General features: G+C 65.4%; 15 protein-coding genes. 9 read left to right on the forward strand and 6 right to left on the reverse strand.

Features of this window, described 5'->3' with window-relative positions:
• Positions 1-412: 412 nt before the first annotated feature.
• Positions 413-1,909: an AlkA N-terminal domain-containing protein gene (locus tag IEW81_RS11340; protein ID WP_097061477.1), complete on the reverse strand. Its 1,497-nt coding sequence runs from the start codon at positions 1,907-1,909 to the stop codon at positions 413-415.
• A 151-nt stretch (positions 1,910-2,060) separates the two neighbouring features.
• On the opposite strand from IEW81_RS11340, the gene IEW81_RS11345 reads away from it, so the two are divergent.
• The 8 genes from IEW81_RS11345 (at position 2,061) to IEW81_RS11380 (ending at position 10,551) form a co-directional block, all read left to right on the forward strand.
• Positions 2,061-2,456, forward strand: coding sequence for a TraR/DksA family transcriptional regulator (locus tag IEW81_RS11345; protein WP_097061232.1), 396 nt, complete (start codon positions 2,061-2,063; stop codon positions 2,454-2,456).
• Between the two features lie 71 nt (positions 2,457-2,527).
• Positions 2,528-3,922 (forward strand): FAD-binding oxidoreductase, encoded by a 1,395-nt coding sequence (locus IEW81_RS11350; protein WP_097061231.1) that lies wholly within the window; start codon positions 2,528-2,530, stop codon positions 3,920-3,922.
• A gap of 74 nt (positions 3,923-3,996) precedes the next feature.
• A complete protein-coding gene (locus IEW81_RS11355) occupies positions 3,997-4,614 on the forward strand; it encodes an MDR/zinc-dependent alcohol dehydrogenase-like family protein (protein WP_143544703.1) in 618 nt (205 codons plus the stop codon).
• Between the two features lie 22 nt (positions 4,615-4,636).
• Positions 4,637-5,269 (forward strand): hypothetical protein, encoded by a 633-nt coding sequence (locus IEW81_RS11360; RefSeq protein ID WP_097061229.1) that lies wholly within the window; start codon positions 4,637-4,639, stop codon positions 5,267-5,269.
• Positions 5,266-6,504 carry a PrsW family intramembrane metalloprotease gene (locus tag IEW81_RS11365; protein WP_097061228.1) on the forward strand — a complete coding sequence of 413 codons (1,239 nt, stop codon included), beginning with the start codon at positions 5,266-5,268 and terminating at the stop codon, positions 6,502-6,504. The genes IEW81_RS11360 and IEW81_RS11365 overlap by 4 nt, the downstream gene beginning before the upstream one ends.
• A 311-nt stretch (positions 6,505-6,815) precedes the next feature.
• On the forward strand, positions 6,816-9,047 hold the full coding sequence (locus tag IEW81_RS11370) for a HelD family protein (protein WP_097061227.1): 2,232 nt from the start codon (positions 6,816-6,818) through the stop codon (positions 9,045-9,047).
• Positions 9,048-9,266: 219 nt separating this feature from the next.
• Entirely contained in the window at positions 9,267-10,061 is a 795-nt protein-coding gene (locus tag IEW81_RS11375) for a nuclease-related domain-containing protein (protein WP_179691878.1), read from the forward strand.
• A 46-nt stretch (positions 10,062-10,107) separates the two neighbouring features.
• The gene (locus tag IEW81_RS11380) at positions 10,108-10,551 is read left to right on the forward strand and encodes a VanZ family protein (RefSeq protein WP_229671373.1); all 444 of its coding nucleotides are present in this window, start codon (positions 10,108-10,110) and stop codon (positions 10,549-10,551) included.
• A gap of 29 nt (positions 10,552-10,580) precedes the next feature.
• Here IEW81_RS11380 and IEW81_RS11385 read toward each other — a convergent pair whose 3' ends face one another.
• Positions 10,581-11,762 (reverse strand): MarP family serine protease, encoded by a 1,182-nt coding sequence (locus IEW81_RS11385; protein WP_097061225.1) that lies wholly within the window; start codon positions 11,760-11,762, stop codon positions 10,581-10,583.
• Between the two features lie 226 nt (positions 11,763-11,988).
• Here IEW81_RS11385 and IEW81_RS11390 point away from each other — a divergent pair, with 226 nt between their 5' ends.
• Positions 11,989-12,894, forward strand: a complete 906-nt coding sequence (locus IEW81_RS11390) for an aldo/keto reductase (protein WP_097061224.1) — start codon at positions 11,989-11,991, stop codon at positions 12,892-12,894.
• Positions 12,895-12,996: 102 nt separating this feature from the next.
• Here IEW81_RS11390 and IEW81_RS11395 read toward each other — a convergent pair whose 3' ends face one another.
• The 4 genes from IEW81_RS11395 to IEW81_RS11410 all read right to left on the reverse strand — a co-directional run bounded on the left by IEW81_RS11395 (position 12,997) and on the right by IEW81_RS11410 (position 17,761).
• A complete protein-coding gene (locus tag IEW81_RS11395) occupies positions 12,997-13,806 on the reverse strand; it encodes a lysophospholipid acyltransferase family protein (protein WP_097061223.1) in 810 nt (269 codons plus the stop codon).
• A gap of 987 nt (positions 13,807-14,793) precedes the next feature.
• On the reverse strand, positions 14,794-15,717 hold the full coding sequence (locus tag IEW81_RS11400) for a MetQ/NlpA family ABC transporter substrate-binding protein (RefSeq protein WP_097061222.1): 924 nt from the start codon (positions 15,715-15,717) through the stop codon (positions 14,794-14,796).
• A 131-nt stretch (positions 15,718-15,848) separates the two neighbouring features.
• Positions 15,849-16,616 (reverse strand): methionine ABC transporter permease, encoded by a 768-nt coding sequence (locus tag IEW81_RS11405; RefSeq protein WP_097061221.1) that lies wholly within the window; start codon positions 16,614-16,616, stop codon positions 15,849-15,851.
• Complete coding sequence (locus IEW81_RS11410; RefSeq protein WP_097061220.1) at positions 16,613-17,761, reverse strand: methionine ABC transporter ATP-binding protein; 1,149 nt, start codon at positions 17,759-17,761, stop codon at positions 16,613-16,615. Before IEW81_RS11410 ends, IEW81_RS11405 begins: the two co-directional genes overlap by 4 nt.
• Between the last annotated feature and the right edge of the window lie 424 nt (positions 17,762-18,185).

An 18,185-nucleotide genomic window follows, 5' to 3' on the forward strand; every position in this document is an offset into this window, starting at 1 on the left:
AAACCACCATAGGCGCGGTCGTTACCGAGTGCGAACCCCAGTCGACGGGTTCGCCAGCGAGCGCTCATCATCGGTCGCTGCGACCGGCCCGCTCGCGAATTGCCCGTCCGTCGGCGACGTCCTGCGCCCGTCGCCGTGCGAGCATGAGATTGGGGTTGGTATTCCGGATCGGAAGCTGCACGATCCCCTCTCCTGCAATGCCTGAGTCGAGCTGGCGCACACGCGTGACCTTCGCGTGACCTCCGCATGACCTCTGCTCCGACCACAAGCACGAGGTTGGTGATGTAGAGCCGGACCGGCACCGCGAGACCGCCACCGAGCCTTCATAGATCCGGTTACCGCGGTCCATCATCCGATCGTCCTGCGACTGCGACTGCGACTGCGACTGCGATCGCGACTGCGACTGCGATCGTCATCGTTTCGGTGCGAGGGGCGGTCGTTTCGGTGCAAGGGGCGGTCGCGCCCGCCAGAGGTGCAGCCCCGCATAGCTGCGCCAGGGCGCCCAGGCCGTGCCGTGCCGTGCCAGGCTCGCTGCCGTCGCTGGCAATCCGAGGTGTGCGGCACTCTGCTGCATCACGAGGTCGGTCGAGAGCAGGATGTCGGGGTTGCCCAGCACCCGCATGGCGACATAGCCTGCCGTCCATGGCCCGATCCCCGGAAGGGCGACTAGTCGAGCGTTGAGTTCCTCCGCCGTGAGACCGACGTCGAGCACGAGCTCACCGCTGGCCAGGGCCTCGGCGGCGCCGAGGATGGTAGACACCCGGGTCGCCGGCCCCCGCAGGACCCCGCGCCCACCCTCTGCCAGCTGCACCGCCGTGGGAAACAACCCCTCGGTGCCGAGTTCACGGGTGATCGTGCCGAGCACGGTGCGGGCTGCTGCCACCGAGATCTGCTGCCCGACCAGGGTGCGAAACAGTGCCTCGTCTGCGTCCACCGCGCCGGGAAGCCGGAGGCCCGGGAGGGCTGAGACGAGCGGGCCGAGCTGTTCGTCTGCGCCCAGCGCCTCGTCGATGGCGACGGAATCTGCGTCGAGGTCGAACAGCCTGCGCACCCGGGAGACGAGAGCCGAGACATCCGAGACATCGTGCAGCCGTGCGACGCACAGGATTCCGTCCCCGTCGAGGCTCATGTGCACGTCTGCAACGCCCGCGGGCAAGCGCAGCTTCCTCTCGAACGCGGTGGTATCACCCACCTCCAGGCCGGTGACAGCATGGTCTGCGAAGAAGGTCATGAGACCGACCCCGTCGAATGGCGCGCGAGCGGGCAGTCTGAGCGTGATATCGGTCGCGTCGGGTCGGCTCTTCGCCGAAGGTCGGCCCGAGCGGCCACGTCTCGCCAGGGTGCGAAGGGCTGTGGGGGTCAACCCATAGACGGCCTGGATGGTGTCGTTGAATTGCCTGATGCTGGAAAAGCCTGCAGCGAACGCGACGTCGGCGACCGACAACTCCGTCGATGCGAGCAGGTGCCGCGCACTCTGCGCGCGATGGGCGCGGGCGAGGGACAGGGGGCCGGCGCCGAGCTCCGCCTGAAGCACTCGGCTGAGGTGCCTCGTCGTATATCCGAGTTGGTTTGCGAGCCCGCTGACGCCGTCCCGCTCGATGACACCGTCGGTGATCAGCCGCATGGCCCTTGAGGCGAGATCGTCGCTGAGGTTCCATTCGGGGGAGCCGGGCACGGCATCCGGTTGGCATCGCTTGCAGGCGCGAAGCCCGGCTTCGTGGGCTGCTGCGGCGGTCCTGTAGAAGCTGACATTCCTGGCGTGAGGGGTCATGGCTGCACAACTCGGCCGGCAGTAGATGCCGGTGGAGTGCACGCCCGCGATGAATTGCCCGTCGAACCGGGAGTCCCGTGACGAGAGCGCACGGTATCTCTCCTCAAACCGAGGGTCTGCGCGTGCCTCGGCTGCCATGACCCCAGCATCACACGACCCGCCGACACCCACTAGCGAGATTCGGACACCGCTTTCTGGGTAGTGCCTGCCCGTCAAGGTGGTCCGTAACTCATGTGTGAAGGAAGGTCAAGGCCTGTCTGGATAATGTGTCGTCGGCTTAACTGAGCGTGTGAGCGCAGAACTAACCAGTCCCAAGGCCGACAACGGCCGCCCACTGACCACCCAGCAGCAGTTGCGCAAGCGTGCCCGGCTTGTGGACGACCTGCAGGAGACACGCGACCTCGAATCGCGATTACGCGGTGATGTCGCAGCCGGCATTGCGTCCCGTCGCGGTTCCACAAACGACGAAGTGGACGACCCAGAGGGTGCGAATACCGCTTTCGAGGGTGCGCAGTCGAACGCGATGGCGCAGCACACGAGGCGCCACATCGACGAAATTCTGGCGGCTATGGTGAGGCTCGACACCGGCACATACGGTCTGTGCGAACACTGCGGATCGGCCATCTCGAAGCCGAGGCTCGACGCACGGCCGGCTACGGCCTTCTGCATCAGTTGCGCGGCCTGACCGGGCATCCTGACGGCGCATCCTGACGACTTAGCCCGATCCCGGCGGGTGCTGCATGACAGGATTGCGGGATGACCGTCACCACACCCGCCCGGGTCACCACCCTGGAGGTTCTCGCCCAGCTCGTCGATGCGCTGGGTGATGCCGTATCCACTGCTTCGGACGATGTCGCGTTCGCCCGCTCTGACAAGTCTGGCCACGTGTCTGAGGCGCCCCCGATCGCCGTTGTAACCGCCCGGTCGATCGACGACGTGCAGGCCGTGATGCGCATAGCCACCTCGACCGAAACCCCCGTAGTAACGAGGGGTGCTGGCACCGGTCTCGCCGGAGGAGCCATCGCCAGCGCCGGCGAGATCGTGCTCTCGACCCTCGCGATGAACCGGCTTCTCGAGGTGTCGATCGATGATGAGCTCGCGGTCGTGCAACCCGGGATCATCAATGCAGACCTGAACCGTCAACTCGAGCCTCACGGCCTGTGGTTCACCCCCGACCCGGCCAGCCGCGCCATCTCCACGATCGGCGGCAATATCGCCACCAACGCCGGCGGGCTGCTCTGCGCAAAATACGGGGTGACGCGGGAATCGGTGCTCGGGTTGTCGGTCGTGATGGCCGATGGTCGATTGATGGAATTCGGCCACCGCACGGTCAAGGGTGTCACCGGTCTCGACCTGACAGCGCTCATGATCGGCTCAGAGGGAACGCTCGGGGTCATAGTGGGGGCGACCGTCAAACTCCGCCGACTCATGACGGGAGCCGCCGCAGTGCTCAGCGCGAGATTCGACACCGTGGATGATGCGGCTCGCGCCGCGGCGGTCGTCACCTCGTCCGGGCTGCGGCCCGCTCTCATGGAGTTGATCGGCGAGAGTGCCATGGCCGGCATCTCCGCGCACCTGAGGATGGAGCATACGGGGGGCTCTCGACTCATCCTCCAGACCGATGGTCCCGGCGCGGCCAGCGAGGCCGAGGCGATCTCGGCCATCATCACCTCGCTCGGCGGGGAGTGCGAGGTGTCGCTGGAGCCCGAGGAGGGCGAGAGGCTGTTCGCCATCAGGAGGGCGTTCCATCCGGCCATGGCCGCGCTCGGCACCGTTCTGATCGAGGATGTCTGTGTTCCCCGCAGCCAGCTGCCGGCCATGTTCGCTGCCATCGGCGAGATCGAGAAGAAGTACGACATCATCATCCCCACCGTCGCGCACGCCGGTGACGGCAACCTGCACCCGAACTTCATATTTGATGGCGACGGACCGGATGGCGCGGACGTTCCCGCTGACATCTGGGCGGCCGCCGGTGAACTCTTCCAGGCTGCGCTCCGACTCGGAGGCACCCTGACCGGCGAGCACGGGGTCGGGCTGCTCAAGCGCCGGTGGCTTCGTGATGAGCTCGGTGATGACCAGCTGCAGCTGCAGCGGCAGATCAAGGAGCTGTTCGACCCACTCGGAATCCTGAATCCTGGCAAGGTGTTCTGAGCGCCTGTTATGAGGAATAAGCGGGTCCGACCGCCTGTTCCATCAGCATGGCATCTATCTCTCGAAATCCTCGCGTGACCACCCAGCGCCTCCAGGAGGGTGATGTGCGGGTGCGGGTCGGTGCCCTGGGAATCAGCGCTCTCGGCACGCAGGTTGCGGGCACGATCGAAGCTGTCGGCCCCGATAGCGCGGGGTTCGCCAGGAACGATCGCGTCGCTTTCCGCTCCATCGCACCGACATCATCGACCACTGTGGTCGTCGCCGAGCGCGAACTGATGGGAATCCCCGCAGACGTGAGTCTGGATTCCGCCGCGGCGATCCTTCCCTGTGCTCTTTTGGCGCGCACCGTCGTCAAGCAGGTCCATGTGATCGGGCGCGGAACGCGGGTCGCTATCACCGACGTGTCGGTCATCGCTCCCTTCGTCACGGCGTGGGTCGAGCACCTCGGGGGCACCGTTGTCGCAGGCGGCGAGACCGGGCAAGCCGACCTGGTGATTTCGGGCCAGAGCATTCGTTCAGCCCTCGGGGTCCGATCGGGTCACGGCCTCGCCCAGCAGGCAGCGGCGGATGTCTTCGCGGCCATGCGCACCGGCGCCTTCGATTCGATAGCCCTGAGTTCCGCTGCGGACGCTCGAAACGGTTCACGGTCACCAGTTCTGCTGCACCCGGCCGAGGTGACGCTCGCCGCCTGAATCGCGCCGCTAAGGTCGATTCATGTCGAGTTTCGAATTCATCAGCCTGGCCGTGTGGGTCGGGATCGTGGCTCTGCAGCTGGCAGAACTGACGCTCACCGCGAGCAGGGTTCCGCAGCTGTCGGCCTTCAGCGCATTGCGTGATGAGTTGCAGGATGCCACGGGCGCCCGGCTCTCGGCCGATCAGCTCACCGACTTCCGCCAGCGTCTCGTGGCCCTTGACGAGCGCGAGGCACTGCGGTGCGTGCCAGCCTCCCGGGGAGCGAACGCCCAGCTCTGGCGAGGTGTCCCGTGGCAACTCGCGGCCGTCGCATTGTCGTTCCTGCCGGTGGTCGCCACTCTGGTCGGTGGGCCTCGGAACGGCGAGCCACTGGACGGGATGCCACTGGACTGGGGGGTCGCGCTTGTGGGGTCACTGCTGCCGGTCATCAGCTATGCGCTCGCGCTGGCGGTGGCCCGGGCATCCGTCGCCGCGGCTGGGGCTCGCACCACACTCCACGCACACCAACGGGCCGAGATCGTCGGGCTCATCGGCGAGGCCGCCAGGTCGTCACGCCAGAAGGTGGCGGGTCTCGGTGACCGGGTCGCGAGGGCACTGCAGATCCTGCGGGAGCAGCAGGCCGAGAAACCAGAGACGGCGAGGAGCTCGAATTGAGCAACCCCACATCGAATACACCAGACCTGACGGCATCGGCGGGAACGCGGGTGACCGGGCCGACAGCAGCGCCTGCCGGTTTCGCACACGACGCGGTGGTCCCTGTGCAGCCAGCGACTGCGTCGGCGCCGACGAATGTGCCTCTCGTCCTGGGGATCGTCGGCGTCGTGGTGCTGTCTATTCTGGCGCTGGGTCTCGCTGGATACCTCGTGATGGGGCTCGGGGGAGACGCTGTTGCTCTCGGAGGGCTCATGGCCCTCATCCCGCTCGCCATCGTGTTCCTGGGCGTCCGATGGATCGACCGCTGGGAACGTGAACCGAGGCTCGCTGTGCTCTTCGCATTCCTCTGGGGCGCGGCGGTAGCCGTGATCATCGCCCTGGCCGTGGGCGATGGAGTGGACCCGCTGATCACGCTTCTGTCCCAGGGTGATGAGCAGGTGTACCAGTTCATCGGCGCGGCTATCCAGGCACCGCTGGTGGAGGAATCAGCCAAGGGGCTCGGTCTGCTCGTGATCTTCATCGCGGCGCGCAAATACTTCGATGGGCCGGTTGACGGCATCGTGTATGCGGCCTGGGTGGCGGGTGGTTTCGCATTCACCGAGAACATCCTCTATTTCGGTTCACAATTGGTCGACGCCGGCACGGCATTTTCTCCGGATGTCGCATTCATCTTCTTCGTGCGGGGAGTGATGTCCCCCTTCGCCCACGTGATGTTCACCATGTTCATGGGGCTCGCACTGGGTTTCGCCGCTCGCCGGGGATCCGGCATCCTCGCCGCATTGGGCCTGTTCGTGATCGGGCTGATCCCCGCCGCGCTGCTGCATGCCCTGTGGAACGGTGCCCTGTTCTTCGTCAACGATTTTTTCGGCTACTACGCGATCGTGCAGTTTCCGCTCTTCGTGCTCGCGATAGTGCTCGTGAGATTCCTGCGCAGGCAGGAGGCAAAGCTCACCTTCGACCGTCTCAGCGAATATGCCGCCGTCGGCTGGTTCGCGCACGACGAGGTCCCCGCGCTCGCCACGGGAGAGGGTCGACGCCAGGCTCTGGCGTGGGCAGAGCGTAATGGCAGGCGCGCAGCGATGAAGCGATACATCAGGGATGCCACGAAGCTGGCCTTCACGCGCCAGCGCATCATCACGGGTCGGGGCGGGATCGGTGCCGTGGCCGACGAGGCTGCGATGCTCACCGACATCGTGGAATCCCGCAGGAAGCTGGCGGGGGCCGCCACCGGCTGAGCGTCGGCAGCACTGCTGCCTCATCCGCTGCTGGACAGACGGCTGCTGGACAGTCGCCGCCTAGACATTCAGCGGCTGGACGTTCACAGCTTAAACACTTATCGCCCAGCGGTGCGGCATTGCCTGCGACTCAGACTGGGCGACAAGTTGATCTCCCATCAGCGTGGCACTGAAGACCGCGTTGCGCAAGACCCGGGATGAATCTCTCGTCAGGAGGCAATCGTCCCGGCCCGTAGAATGGACTGCTGCATTTCACGCCGGCACTGCTGTGGGCCGGCCCCGATAAAACAGCACCGGGAAGGGATTGTTCCATGCCGTCAGGCGAGCTTGAGAGCGAACGCGACTACGTGGGTACCCTGTACGCCCGGCTCGATGTGCTCAGGGACGAGGCGCAGTCCCAACTGGAGGCTGTACGACGGAGCAATCCGGGCGGCACGCACCAGAACAGGTCAGAGCGGGATGCGTTTGCTCGAATCTATGAGGATCGCATCAGCCAGCTGCGCCAGATCGACGAACGGCTAGCGTTTGGCAGGCTCGAACTCGATGGGGTCGACGGCGAGAAGCCCGTGCACCGCTACATCGGCCGAATCGGACTTCGTGACCACGACCTCGCCCCGCTGCTCCTTGACTGGCGCGTGCCGCAGGCGAGGGCGTTTTACCAGGCCACCGCGGCGACACCGCTCGGAGCACGGGCCCGCCGTCACCTGCAGAGCCAGGGTCGTGAGATCGTCAGGATCGACGACGAGATTTTCGACCAGGAGTTACTGACGGGTGACGTCAGCAACCTGCAGGGCGAGGCGGCACTCCTCGCCACCCTGACGGCGCAACGCACAGGCCGCATGGGCGATATCGTCGCCACGATCCAGGCCGAACAGGATGCGATCATCCGTTCCGAGCTGCGCGGCACCCTCGTGGTGCAGGGTGGCCCCGGCACCGGCAAGACAGCCGTGGCCCTGCACAGGGCCGCTTACCTGCTGTATTCGCACCGGGAGCGGCTCGCGTCATCCGGTGTGCTGATCGTGGGTCCGAGTCGTTCGTTCCTGCAGTACATCGAGGCCGTGCTGCCTTCGCTCGGTGAGACGGGCGTGGTGCTGTCGAGTGTCGGCCAGCTGTTCCCCGGTGTGGATACGTCGGTGGATGACGCGGCAGATGCCGCGGCCCTGAAAGGCTCGATCCAGATGTCGGGTCTCATCGCCCGGGCGGTGCGCTCGCGGCAGGTTGTGCCGACCGAGTCGACCGTGCTTGATATCAACGGCGAATTCCTGACCGTCCCCGCGAGCGTCATCCACAGCGCCATGCAGAAGGCGTGGGACTCGAAGAAGCCACATAACCTCGCCAGGGTTGGCTTTAACAAGGCAGCTCTCTCCACACTGGCGCGGATGCTGGCCGATCAGTTGCGTTCCCACGGCAACACGATCGAGGACAGCGACCAGTCGTGGTTGCGCGAAGACATCCGCACCTCGCACGATGTGAAGGTCGCGCTCAACACCGCGTGGATGCCCCTGTCGCCGAAGAAGCTGCTGCAGGATCTTTTCGCTCGTCCGCAGTGGCTCGCGTCGCTCACCCCCCAGTGGACCCCTGAGCAAAGGGCGCTGCTGGCGCGAGAACGCGATGCGCCATTCACGGTCAGCGATGTACCGCTGCTCGATGAGGCAGCCGAGCTCCTCGGCGAGGTAGACGTGAGCGCCGACGTCGACAAGCGGGAGCGGAAGCAGCAGCGCAAGAGGGATATCGAGAACGCGCAGGCCGCCATCCAGAATATGCAGGTGGAGGGCCTCGTCAACGCCGAGACGCTGGCCGAAGGATTCGAAGCGTCGGTGGAGCGGGGAACGACGGCGGAAATCGCGGCGTCGGACCGCACCTGGGCCTACGGCCACGTTGTTGTTGATGAAGCCCAGGAGCTGTCACCCATGCAGTGGCGACTCCTGATGCGACGCAATCCGTTGAAGTCATTCACGATTGTGGGGGACATCGCCCAGGCCTCTGCTGCGGCCGGCGCCACCAGCTGGGCTGGAGCGCTGCAGTCGCACGTCGGAGACAACTGGCGCCTCGAAGAACTCACCGTCAACTACCGCACACCCGCACAGATTTCTGTTGTTGCCGAATCCATGGCGGTTGCGCACGGCGTGAACATCACGCGTTCACGGGCCGTTCGGGAGAGCATATGGCCGGTCGATGTGGTTCGCGCCGTACACCTTGCCGAGTCCGTCGTCGGCACGATCGATGCGGATCGCCGGGTCGACAGCAGGGGCACTGTCGCTGTTATCGTCAGCGACAGCCTCATAGCGTCGATCTGGCCGGCTATCGAGCAACGGTTCGCTAACGAGGTCGGCCGCGGTGCCGCCGGGCTCACGCGCGCTATCGCCGTGTTGACGCCCCAGGAATCGAAGGGGCTTGAATTCGACTCCGTCGTCGTCGTCGAGCCTCAGCGCATCGTCGACGAGATCAGCCGGGGTGCGGCCGCACTCTATGTCGCCATGACCAGGTCGACGCAGAGACTGCACATCGTCACAACCGGAGCCCTGCCCGTCGGCATCGAATAGCAGCCAGAGTCTCGTCGCGCTGGGGCTACCCCTCACTCGGGTGTGACCCCCTGTGGGGGATTGCCGGGTCGTGATCGACTCGGCAGTATTGCAGTATGAACCGACCTCGGGGGAGGGAAGTTCGTCGGATGCGATTTATCGCTACGAGTAGGGCCGGAGACGGGGGAGTCTCCGGCCCAACGTCGTTAACGACGTGAACATGACATGGTGGAGGTACAGATGGCACCCGATCGCCTTCTTCGCGACAGGGTTGCCGGACAGTCCGCCATGTTCGAGGTCGTCTTCGCACAGCAACATGTTCGGCAGCAGTCGAGCCTTGGACGTTTCCTGGGCATCAGCCCCCTGACTGCGGAAGCCAGTAGTTGGTATCGGGGAGCTCTCGGGGAACTGCTGGTCGGTGACGTGCTAGAGAATCTCGGCCAGCGCTGGGATGTGCTTCACGACGTTCCGCTCGAGCGCGGCTCTCTCGATCACCTGGTCATCGGCCCCGCAGGGGTCTTTACCGTACGCACAGCCAACTGTGACGGCATGGACGTCGTGGTTGACGACGACGAGATGGTGGTAGTCGGTGAGATCCGCCACGACATCCCCCTTGCCAGGATGGAGGCAGACGAAGTTGCCCACATCCTGAGTGCCGCCGCTGGCAGGGCGATCGCCGTCCAGCCGCTGTTGGTGGTCGTCGGGCCCAGGCGACTGATCGTCCGGACCGAGGGCGGCGATGTCAGGATCATCTCCTCATCCGATCTCGAGAAGGCCCTGTGTGCCCTGCCGCAGGTCATGAACGGCGACGAGGTCGCGTCGATCTCCGATACGGCCGACCTGAATGCCACCTGGCCGATCGCTGGCGCCACAATTCTCGACACTCAGAAGCTCCATCGAGATTTCAGCGTCATCCGTGCCACGGCCAGTAACGCTCTTGTGCGACGCATCGCCTGGGCCGCTGCGGCGACCACTGTGCTCTGCGTCTCTGTGTGCAGCGTCATAGCAATGCTCGTGTTGATCGTGATGGATTAGCGCGACCATGCAGGTGTCCCACGGCTCGGTAGGGCACGATAGGGCCATGTTCTCACGACACCCGATTGTGAGCGCGATGACCCTGGCATATCTCGCGGTCGTGGCGTGGCTCACGCTGACGCCGTCGTCGACAGGTTTGGAGTCCGGCATCCTGGGAAGACTCGCGGGGCTTCTCGCCCGCTATCCGGAGACCGAGTGGTTCACGTTCATGCGCCTCGAGTTCATCGCGAATGTGGCGATGTTCGTGCCATTCGGTGTGTTCTTCATCCTGCTGTTCGGCCGCCGGAGGTGGTGGCTCGCCATCCTCGTCGGGGTGCTCATGACCCTGGGGATCGAAGGGATTCAACAGTTCATTCCGAGCCGGGTGCCCGATATCCGTGACCTCGCGGCGAACTCCCTCGGCACGACCGTCGGGGCGCTGCTCGCGCTGACGCTCACGATGACTTCGACTCGGGCCAGACGCGACGGCGGGAAGCGCGTCTCTGCCTAGCGAGCGCTGGCCACGCTGTCACCGATGGGTTATCCAGTCATGCAGTTGCCGCTCGAGACCCCGGCGGTCAATCCGGGTGCCTGGGAGACGATCGGATTCAGTTCTGCCATGGTCATCGCATAGCCGACCTGGTCGTTTTCTGAACTGCGGGCGAAGACCACGCCGGCCACCCGGCCATCGAGCGCTAACAACGGTCCGCCGGAATTTCCTTCTCTCACGGCCGCGGCAAGCGTGTACACCTCTCGCGGGGTCGAGCTTGCGCCGTAGATGTCTTCGATATTCGAGGTCGTTACCGAGATGACGCCTGCAGCTCCGGACATGAAGGGGCCGCCGTACGGGTAACCCTCGAACGCAGCATCCGTCCCCGGAGTGAGCGTGCCACTGGTTTGCAGTGCCGGTGCGGATAATCCCTCGGCAGCTATCACCGCAAGGTCGTCGATCGGATCGAAGTACACGATCGAGCCCGTGATGACCTCTCCGGCCGGGGTTTCGATCACCGGTTCGTTGACGCCGGCCACGACGTGGGCGTTGGTGACGATGCGATCATCCGAGATGACGAATCCGGTGCCGGATTGTGACTGGCCGCAGGCAAAGGCGTTTCCGGTGATGCGCACCACCGACTGTGCCGCGGCGTTGAGGGCTGCGCTTCCCGTATCGATCTGAGGGATGTCAGCAGGAGGTCCCCCAAGCGCGCCGGTGATTGTCGGAATTCCCTGACTCAACACCGCACCGCGAACCTGGGCGAGGAAGCCCTGCACAGGGGCCGGAGTGAATGTCGTGATGGTGCTCAGGATCGTCGACCCTGAGATGGCGCGTGACAGGGCGGGAACACCGAGCTGCCCCGCGCTGAATGCGACCACGGATGCCACGAGGGCGGCGACTATTCCTGTGACGAGGGCACCCAGCATCCTGTCGAAGCCCCCCAGCGGGCTTGTGGCGACGCCACGACGGACTCGTCTGCCGATAGCGCTGCCGATAGCGTGTCCGATGGCGACGAGGAGCACAGCGACGAAGATGGTGACCGCGGGTCGCAGGAACGGAACAGGCACCCAGGCTGCCGCCATCGGCGCCACGAAGAATGCCGCGATCGCTCCCGCCACGACCCCCGAGATGACGAAAAGGCTGCGCGAGAGCCCATTACGAAATCCGTACACGACATACGTGAGCAGAATCACGCCGAGCACGATGTCAAGCGCCAGAGACTCAGTCATCGTGACCCGATGCCCTCAACCTGCGATGCGGGAACCCGCAGGACCCGGCAGGGCTCAGGTCTCGACGGGCATCTCACGGCGGGCATGTCTATGACCATAACTTGTGTGGCTGGATGATCGCCGTCGCCGTTCTCATCGTCATTGTCTTCCCCATCATCTGGACAGTCGCCTGCGCGCGACACGGTTGTCCGGGAATTCCTCGGGCCCTGCCGAGCTTCGCCCCACTATGACTTCTTTGGATTTCGGACCCCTTGTCCTCGGCGGCAATACCTTCGGCTGGACCTCGGACGTGAAGGAGAGTTTCGCCGTTCTCGACGCTTTCGTCGAGGCGGGTGGGCGCTCGATCGACACCGCCGACGTCTACTCGGCGTGGGTTCCCGGCAACTCTGGCGGGGACTCCGAGGCGATCATCGGGCAGTGGCTCGCCGAACGCGGTGGGCGGGACGATGTTGTGATCGCAACCAAGGTGTGTGCCTTCGAGTCTCGCCCCGGACTGTCTGCAGCGAACATCCGTGCGGCGGTCGATGAGTCGCTCACGCGACTTCAGACCGACTACATCGACCTTTACTACGCACATCGCGACGACGACACCATCACGCAGGACGAGTACGTCGCGGCGTTCGGGGCGCTTGTGGCCGAGGGGAAGGTCCGGGAGGTCGGGGCATCCAATTTCGCGGCTGACCGGTTGCGCAGCGCTGTCGACATTGCCGCACGGTCGGCGGTGGCGCCGTTCACGATCGCGCAGGACAAATACAGCCTGGTCGAGCGGGACATCGAGGGTTCCCTCCAGCCGACCCTGATCGAGCTCGGCATCGTCGAGCTTCCGTATTCGTCGCTAGCGAGCGGATTCCTGACGGGAAAATACCGTCCCGGTGTTTCGGTCGATTCGGCCCGAGCCGGTTCCGCGGGGGCCTACCTCGAACAGCCACAAAACGTCGAATTACTGGACACGCTCGACGACATCGCGGCCGCCCACGGCACGAGTGTCACCGCAGTGTCCCTGGCGTGGTTGCGCCAGCAGGATGCCGTCGGAGCCCCCATCGCCAGCGCTAGAACCGTGGAGCAGGTCGCGCCTCTCGTCGAGAGCTTCGAGCTTGTGCTGACGGCCGAGGAGCTGGCCAGGCTGGTCTAGCGACTCGCGTCGGGCTGCCCGGCAGCGCTGGCCAGGTGCGAACTGCCCCGCTGCTCAACCCGCCGCAGTGACGGGTGCCGCCAACCTGCTGACCGAGTAGACCTAGCTGGCGCTTTTGCGTCGGCGCGTGCGTTCGGCATCCGCTTCGGCGGCAGCTTCGGGAGTCGGGGCCGTGCCTCCGCGGTTCTGTGGATGCCACCACTGCCCCGCACCGTCCACGGGGTAGTTCTTCTGCTCCTGGTCGACCATCTCCTGCAGTTTCTTGCGGAGGTCGGTCGTCGCTCGGATCACGTCATCTTCGGAGTCCACGATGATGGGAGAGCCGAACGTGAAACTGATCGGCACACCGAACCTCTCGAAAAACCGGGTCTTGTGCCCCTTGGTCATCAACCGCTGTCCACCCCACACAGACACGGGCAGGAGAGGTACGCCCGCTTCGGCGGCAAGCCTGGCGGCACCCGTCTTCAGTTCTCGGACGGTCATGGATGCGCTTACTCCGGCCTCGGGGAAAACGCCGATCAACTCGCCGCGCTTGAGCGCCGCGACAGCGTCTGCGTAGGCGCCAGCTCCTGCCTGCCGATTGACGGAGATGTGCTTCATGGCCCGCAGGAGCACCCCGACCATGGGCTTGTCGAACGCTTCCTTCTTGGTCATGAACCTGATTCGTCGCCTGTTGTGCAGGAAGGTCATCCATTCGACGAGCGCGAACTCGAAGTAGCCGAAATGCGTCATCGCGATGACCCCGCCGCCATGGTCGGGGATGTTCTCTGCACCGACCACCGTCGGCTTGAGTCGCCAGAATCCGAACAGCCCCCGACCGATGGCGACGGCCCCGCTGTAGACCGGTTCGAAGCCTGACGCGGTGTGATCCCTCGTCCGCTTTCGAGCGGTCGTTTTCGATGGCGTCGTCATGCTTCCAGAGTAGATGGAGAGCACGCGGTGATCCCGTTAATCAGCCTCATTTGGCCGGTGCAAGCGACGTCGTGCATCTTCGCGCTTTTGTACCCCTATCTGGGGTCTATCTGGCGGGAATCTGTCGCCGGTAGTGTCTCTCTTGTCGAGATCGGGGGATCGAAGACAAATGTAGTGGCTCGGGGGAGCCACTACGTGACGTGTAGCGCCGGGCCGCTTCTGCAATCGCGGGGCCCGGCCTACTCCGTCAGCGCTATGCACCAGTGCTGTCCACCTTCTCCTCCATCACGTTTGGATTGGCTGTCTAACCAGACCGCCTCGACATCCCGGATTTTGCTGACACCCGACGTCGAACACCGGGGTCGACGCCACTATCGATGTCACCCCTGTCATCGGGGATCGTCGGCCCCGGGCTACACCTCCCGGCGCTGGTCGGCGCACCCATGCACTTTTCACGCTGCCATGAACACTCTCGACTTTCCGACGGGTTGCCAGATCTGCCGTGGGTCCAGTCCGGGCGGTGCGAGTAACCATGGCCGGCCGTCGATCATCCTGAGTTGATACGCGGATGAGTGCAGGATGCCGCTGTTGTCGCCATCCCGGCGGGCAGCGTCCACGATGGTCTGTCGCGGGATGATGCGCCTTCGGCGCCTAATTCGTTGCCTTCAATCGCCTTACCGGGCTCCCGAGTTACGTTGCTCATTCAAGTTCAGGCGGGCTTTCTGAGCAAATGTGACTCCTTTTCGCTCGCCCACAGCGAACGCTCTCTGTCATTATTCAGGCGGTGGCGAGGCGGCCGGCCGTCATCATTCAGGAGTTGGTGTGGCCCTCGAGGCGGATGTTGCTGGTGGGACAGCGCCCCTGCCCGCGAAGGTCATGCTGGCTCGATACTCCTGAATTCTGAAAGTCGCACCGCCCAGGATCTTCTGAATGGGGGAAGGGGAAGGGGCCGGGATGCTGGCGGCATCACGGCCCCCGCCAGTCGCGCTACCGCTCGTCGAGCGGCAGCAGGATTCCCTTCACCGACGGGTCGGTCGCGAGGAACTCCTGCACGGCCGGGTCCTGGAAGGCCGCGATGAGCTTCTTGATGTTGGCGGTGTCGGCGTAGTCGCTGCCGATCGTGAGCTGGCCGGCGAAGTCGTCCGGTGCGGCGGGGGCGAAGATTTGCTGCTTGAGTGGGATCTTCGCGGCGAGGTAGTACTCGGTGTACCCGGCGGCGGCATCGATGTCGGGCAGTGCGCGCGACTGGGCGGCGAAGTCGAGCAGCACGAACTTCAGGTTTTTCGGATTCGACGCGATGTCGTCCTGGGTCGCGGTGCCGGCGGTTGCGCCGTCCTTGAGGGTGATGAGCCCGGCGTTCTCGAGCAGCCATAGCCCCTGTGCCTCGTTGGCGGGGTCGGAGTAGAGCGAGATGGTGGCGCCATCCGGGATCTCCTCGACGCTGCCCCACTTCTCGGACCACAGCCCGAAGCCCCACCGGAAGACCGGTGTCGCCGCCGTCTCCCGGAAGTCGGGGTTGGCCTCGAGCACCTGGCTCAGCCAGAGCTTGTGCTGGTAGATCGTGCCGGCGACCTCGCCCTCGCTCACCGCACGGTTGATCGTGTTGCTGTCGGAGAGTCCCTTGAAGGCGACCGTGATCCCATAGTCGGCGGCCACGTTCTCGGCGACGAACTTTACGAGGGCCTGCTCGGCCGCGTTGCCCTCCGCCGTCGCGATGACGAGCGTGGCGCCGGCGACCTCGTTCGGCGAGACGCTCGGATTGAGCAGCGGGATGCCGATCGCGGCGGCGACCGCGACGACGGCCGCCGAGGCGCCGGCGATCCAGGGCCAGCGGCGGCGCGTCTTGAGCTCGAAGCCGTGCGGCTCGTCGGGGTCCTGCGAGGTGGGTTTGGTGATCGTGTCTTGGGACATGGTGTTTCCTTTCGAGGTGCTGGGGTCGTGGTGACGCAGTGGGGTGAACGGGCGGGTGGGCAGGGTCGAGCGGATGCCGGGTGGGCAGGCTCATGCCAGGCAAGGGTGGTTCGGTGGAAGCGTCCCCGCGCTCAGCCTGGGACGGGCATCGACTTCGCGCGCCTCGGCTGGCGCTCGCGTGCGTGCGGCGTCGCCAGTCGCACGAGCCGGTCTCCGAGCAGCTGCACCGTGGCGACCGTCGCGACGAGGATGATGATCGTCGCGAGCATGACGGTGTTGTCGAAGCGCTGATAGCCGTAGGTCACCGCCACGTATCCGATGCCGCCGGCGCCGATCGTGCCGGCGATCGCCGAATACTCGATCATCGCGATCGTGTTGATCGTGAGCCCGCCGATGATCGCGGGCAGCGCCTCGCTCAACTGCGCGGTGCGGACGATCTGCAGAGGCGACGCCCCGGACGCCCTCGCGACCCGCACGAGCGTGGGCGATACGCCACGTAGCGAGTTCTCGACAATGCGGGTGAAGAACGCGATCCCGGCGATCACCATCGGCACGACGGCCGCGGCGATGCCGATGTTGGTTCCGGTGATGAAGCGCGTGAACGGAACGATCGACGCCATCAGGATGAGGAACGGCAGCGACCGGCCGATGCTGACGATCCAGCTGATCGACTGGTGCAGCGCGGGGTTCTCGAATAGGCCGCCACGCGCGAGGTTGTGCACGAGCGCACCAAGCGGCACCCCGACCAGCACGACGATGACCATGACGATGCCGACCATGATGAGGGTGTCGATCAGCGCCGGGAACACGAGCGCCGGAATCTCGGCGATCGGCACGTTGTTGTTCGTCGGCAGGGCCGTGCGGATGCCGGTGGCGAGCACGCTCAGGGCAGCGCTCATACGACACGCTCCAGTGCGGGCGCGGTGGACGAGATTGAGGCCGCCGGGGCTGTGTCGCCTGCCGCGGCCGGGGCGGACGCATCCGCGGACGTCGAACGCCCGCCATCCGAGGTCCTCGAAGATTCCTCCGCCGACCGGTCGGCCAGAGCCGCAGCCTCCGGATCCTCGGGCACGGGCCGGGCATCCAGCCCCAGGCGGCGGGCCGTCTCGATAAGCAGGGCCGGGTCGACCGCGCGCACGCCGATGCTCGCGTGCCCGACCGTCTGGCCGGCGACGGTCTCGATCGACGCGCCAAGCACGGAGACCGGGGCATCGAGCTCGCTGGCCAGCCGTAGCACCCAGTCGGCCGGCACCGCGCCGGAGGTGTAGCTCACGAACCAGTGCGTCTCGCCCAGCTGCGGTGTGGCGTGCGGGCGGGCCGGGCGGAGGGCGCGGCCGAGGGCGGATGCCGGGTCGCGCAGCAGGTCGACGATGCGCCCGGACTCGACGATGTGGCCGTGGTCGAGTCGGGCGACGGCGTCCGCAACCTGGAGCACGGTGTCCATCTCGTGGGTGATGAACAGGATGGAGAGGTCGAGGTCGTCACGAAGCTCCTTGAGCAGGGAGACGATGGATGCCGTCGACTCGGGGTCGAGGCCGGATGTCGCCTCATCGGAGAGCAGCACCTGGGGGCGCAACGCGAGCGCGCGGGCGATGCCGACGCGCTGGCGCTGGCCGCCGGAGAGCTGGTGCGGGTAGTGTCCGGCGCGGTCGGAGAGCCCGACGCGGTCGAGCAATTCGGCGACGCGGCGCTTCGCCTCGGCGGTGGTGACGCCGAGGTATTCGAGCGGCAGCGCGACATTCTGGGCGGCCGTGCGACGGCTGTAGAGGCCGTCAGACTGGAAGATCGTTCCGATGCGGCGGCGGGCCGCGCGCAGCTGGCGCTCGCCGAGCTGGGAGAGGTTCTCGCCGTTGACAAGCACCGAACCGGACGTGGGTCGCTCGAGCAGGTTGACGCACTGCGCGAGGGTCGACTTGCCGGCGCCGCTCGGTCCGACGACGGCGAAGATCTCGCCGGCGTCGACGCGGAAGTCGAGCCGGTCGAGGACGACCGTCGCCTTGTCGCCGTGACCGTAGACCTTGGTCAGTTGTTCGATGCTGATCATGGCCGTGAGCCTATTGTCGGCGCGGCTCGGCACCTAACCGCGGCGAAACAATGTTGCGTCGCGTGACGATGTGTGACGCGAACGACTTCCGCTGGTTGAGCAGGTCTCGGAGCGATCGTCTCGAAATCAGAAGATGCGGCGGAGTTTCGACTCGTGCCAGAGCGCGTTGCTCAACCAGCAGAAAACAGCCCAGTGGTCGTGGTGGTCTCGGTACGGGAAGTTTCCCGCCGCGCTTGGGTTTGCGGCTGGGGTCGATGCTCGCTGGTGGCGTGAACCAGCGCACGTTGTCGACGACCTGCACGCTCCAGCCTCTATGGATCACGTGGTGGTGGCCGGTGCAGAGCAGCGTCCCGTTGTCGATAATTTGCTAACACGACCCCCAACCCTGGCCTGTGGTGAGGGTATCCATCAATGCCGGCGCCTC

The sequence above is a fragment of the Salinibacterium xinjiangense genome (assembly GCF_014645015.1).
Lineage (GTDB): Bacteria > Actinomycetota > Actinomycetes > Actinomycetales > Microbacteriaceae > Rhodoglobus > Rhodoglobus xinjiangensis.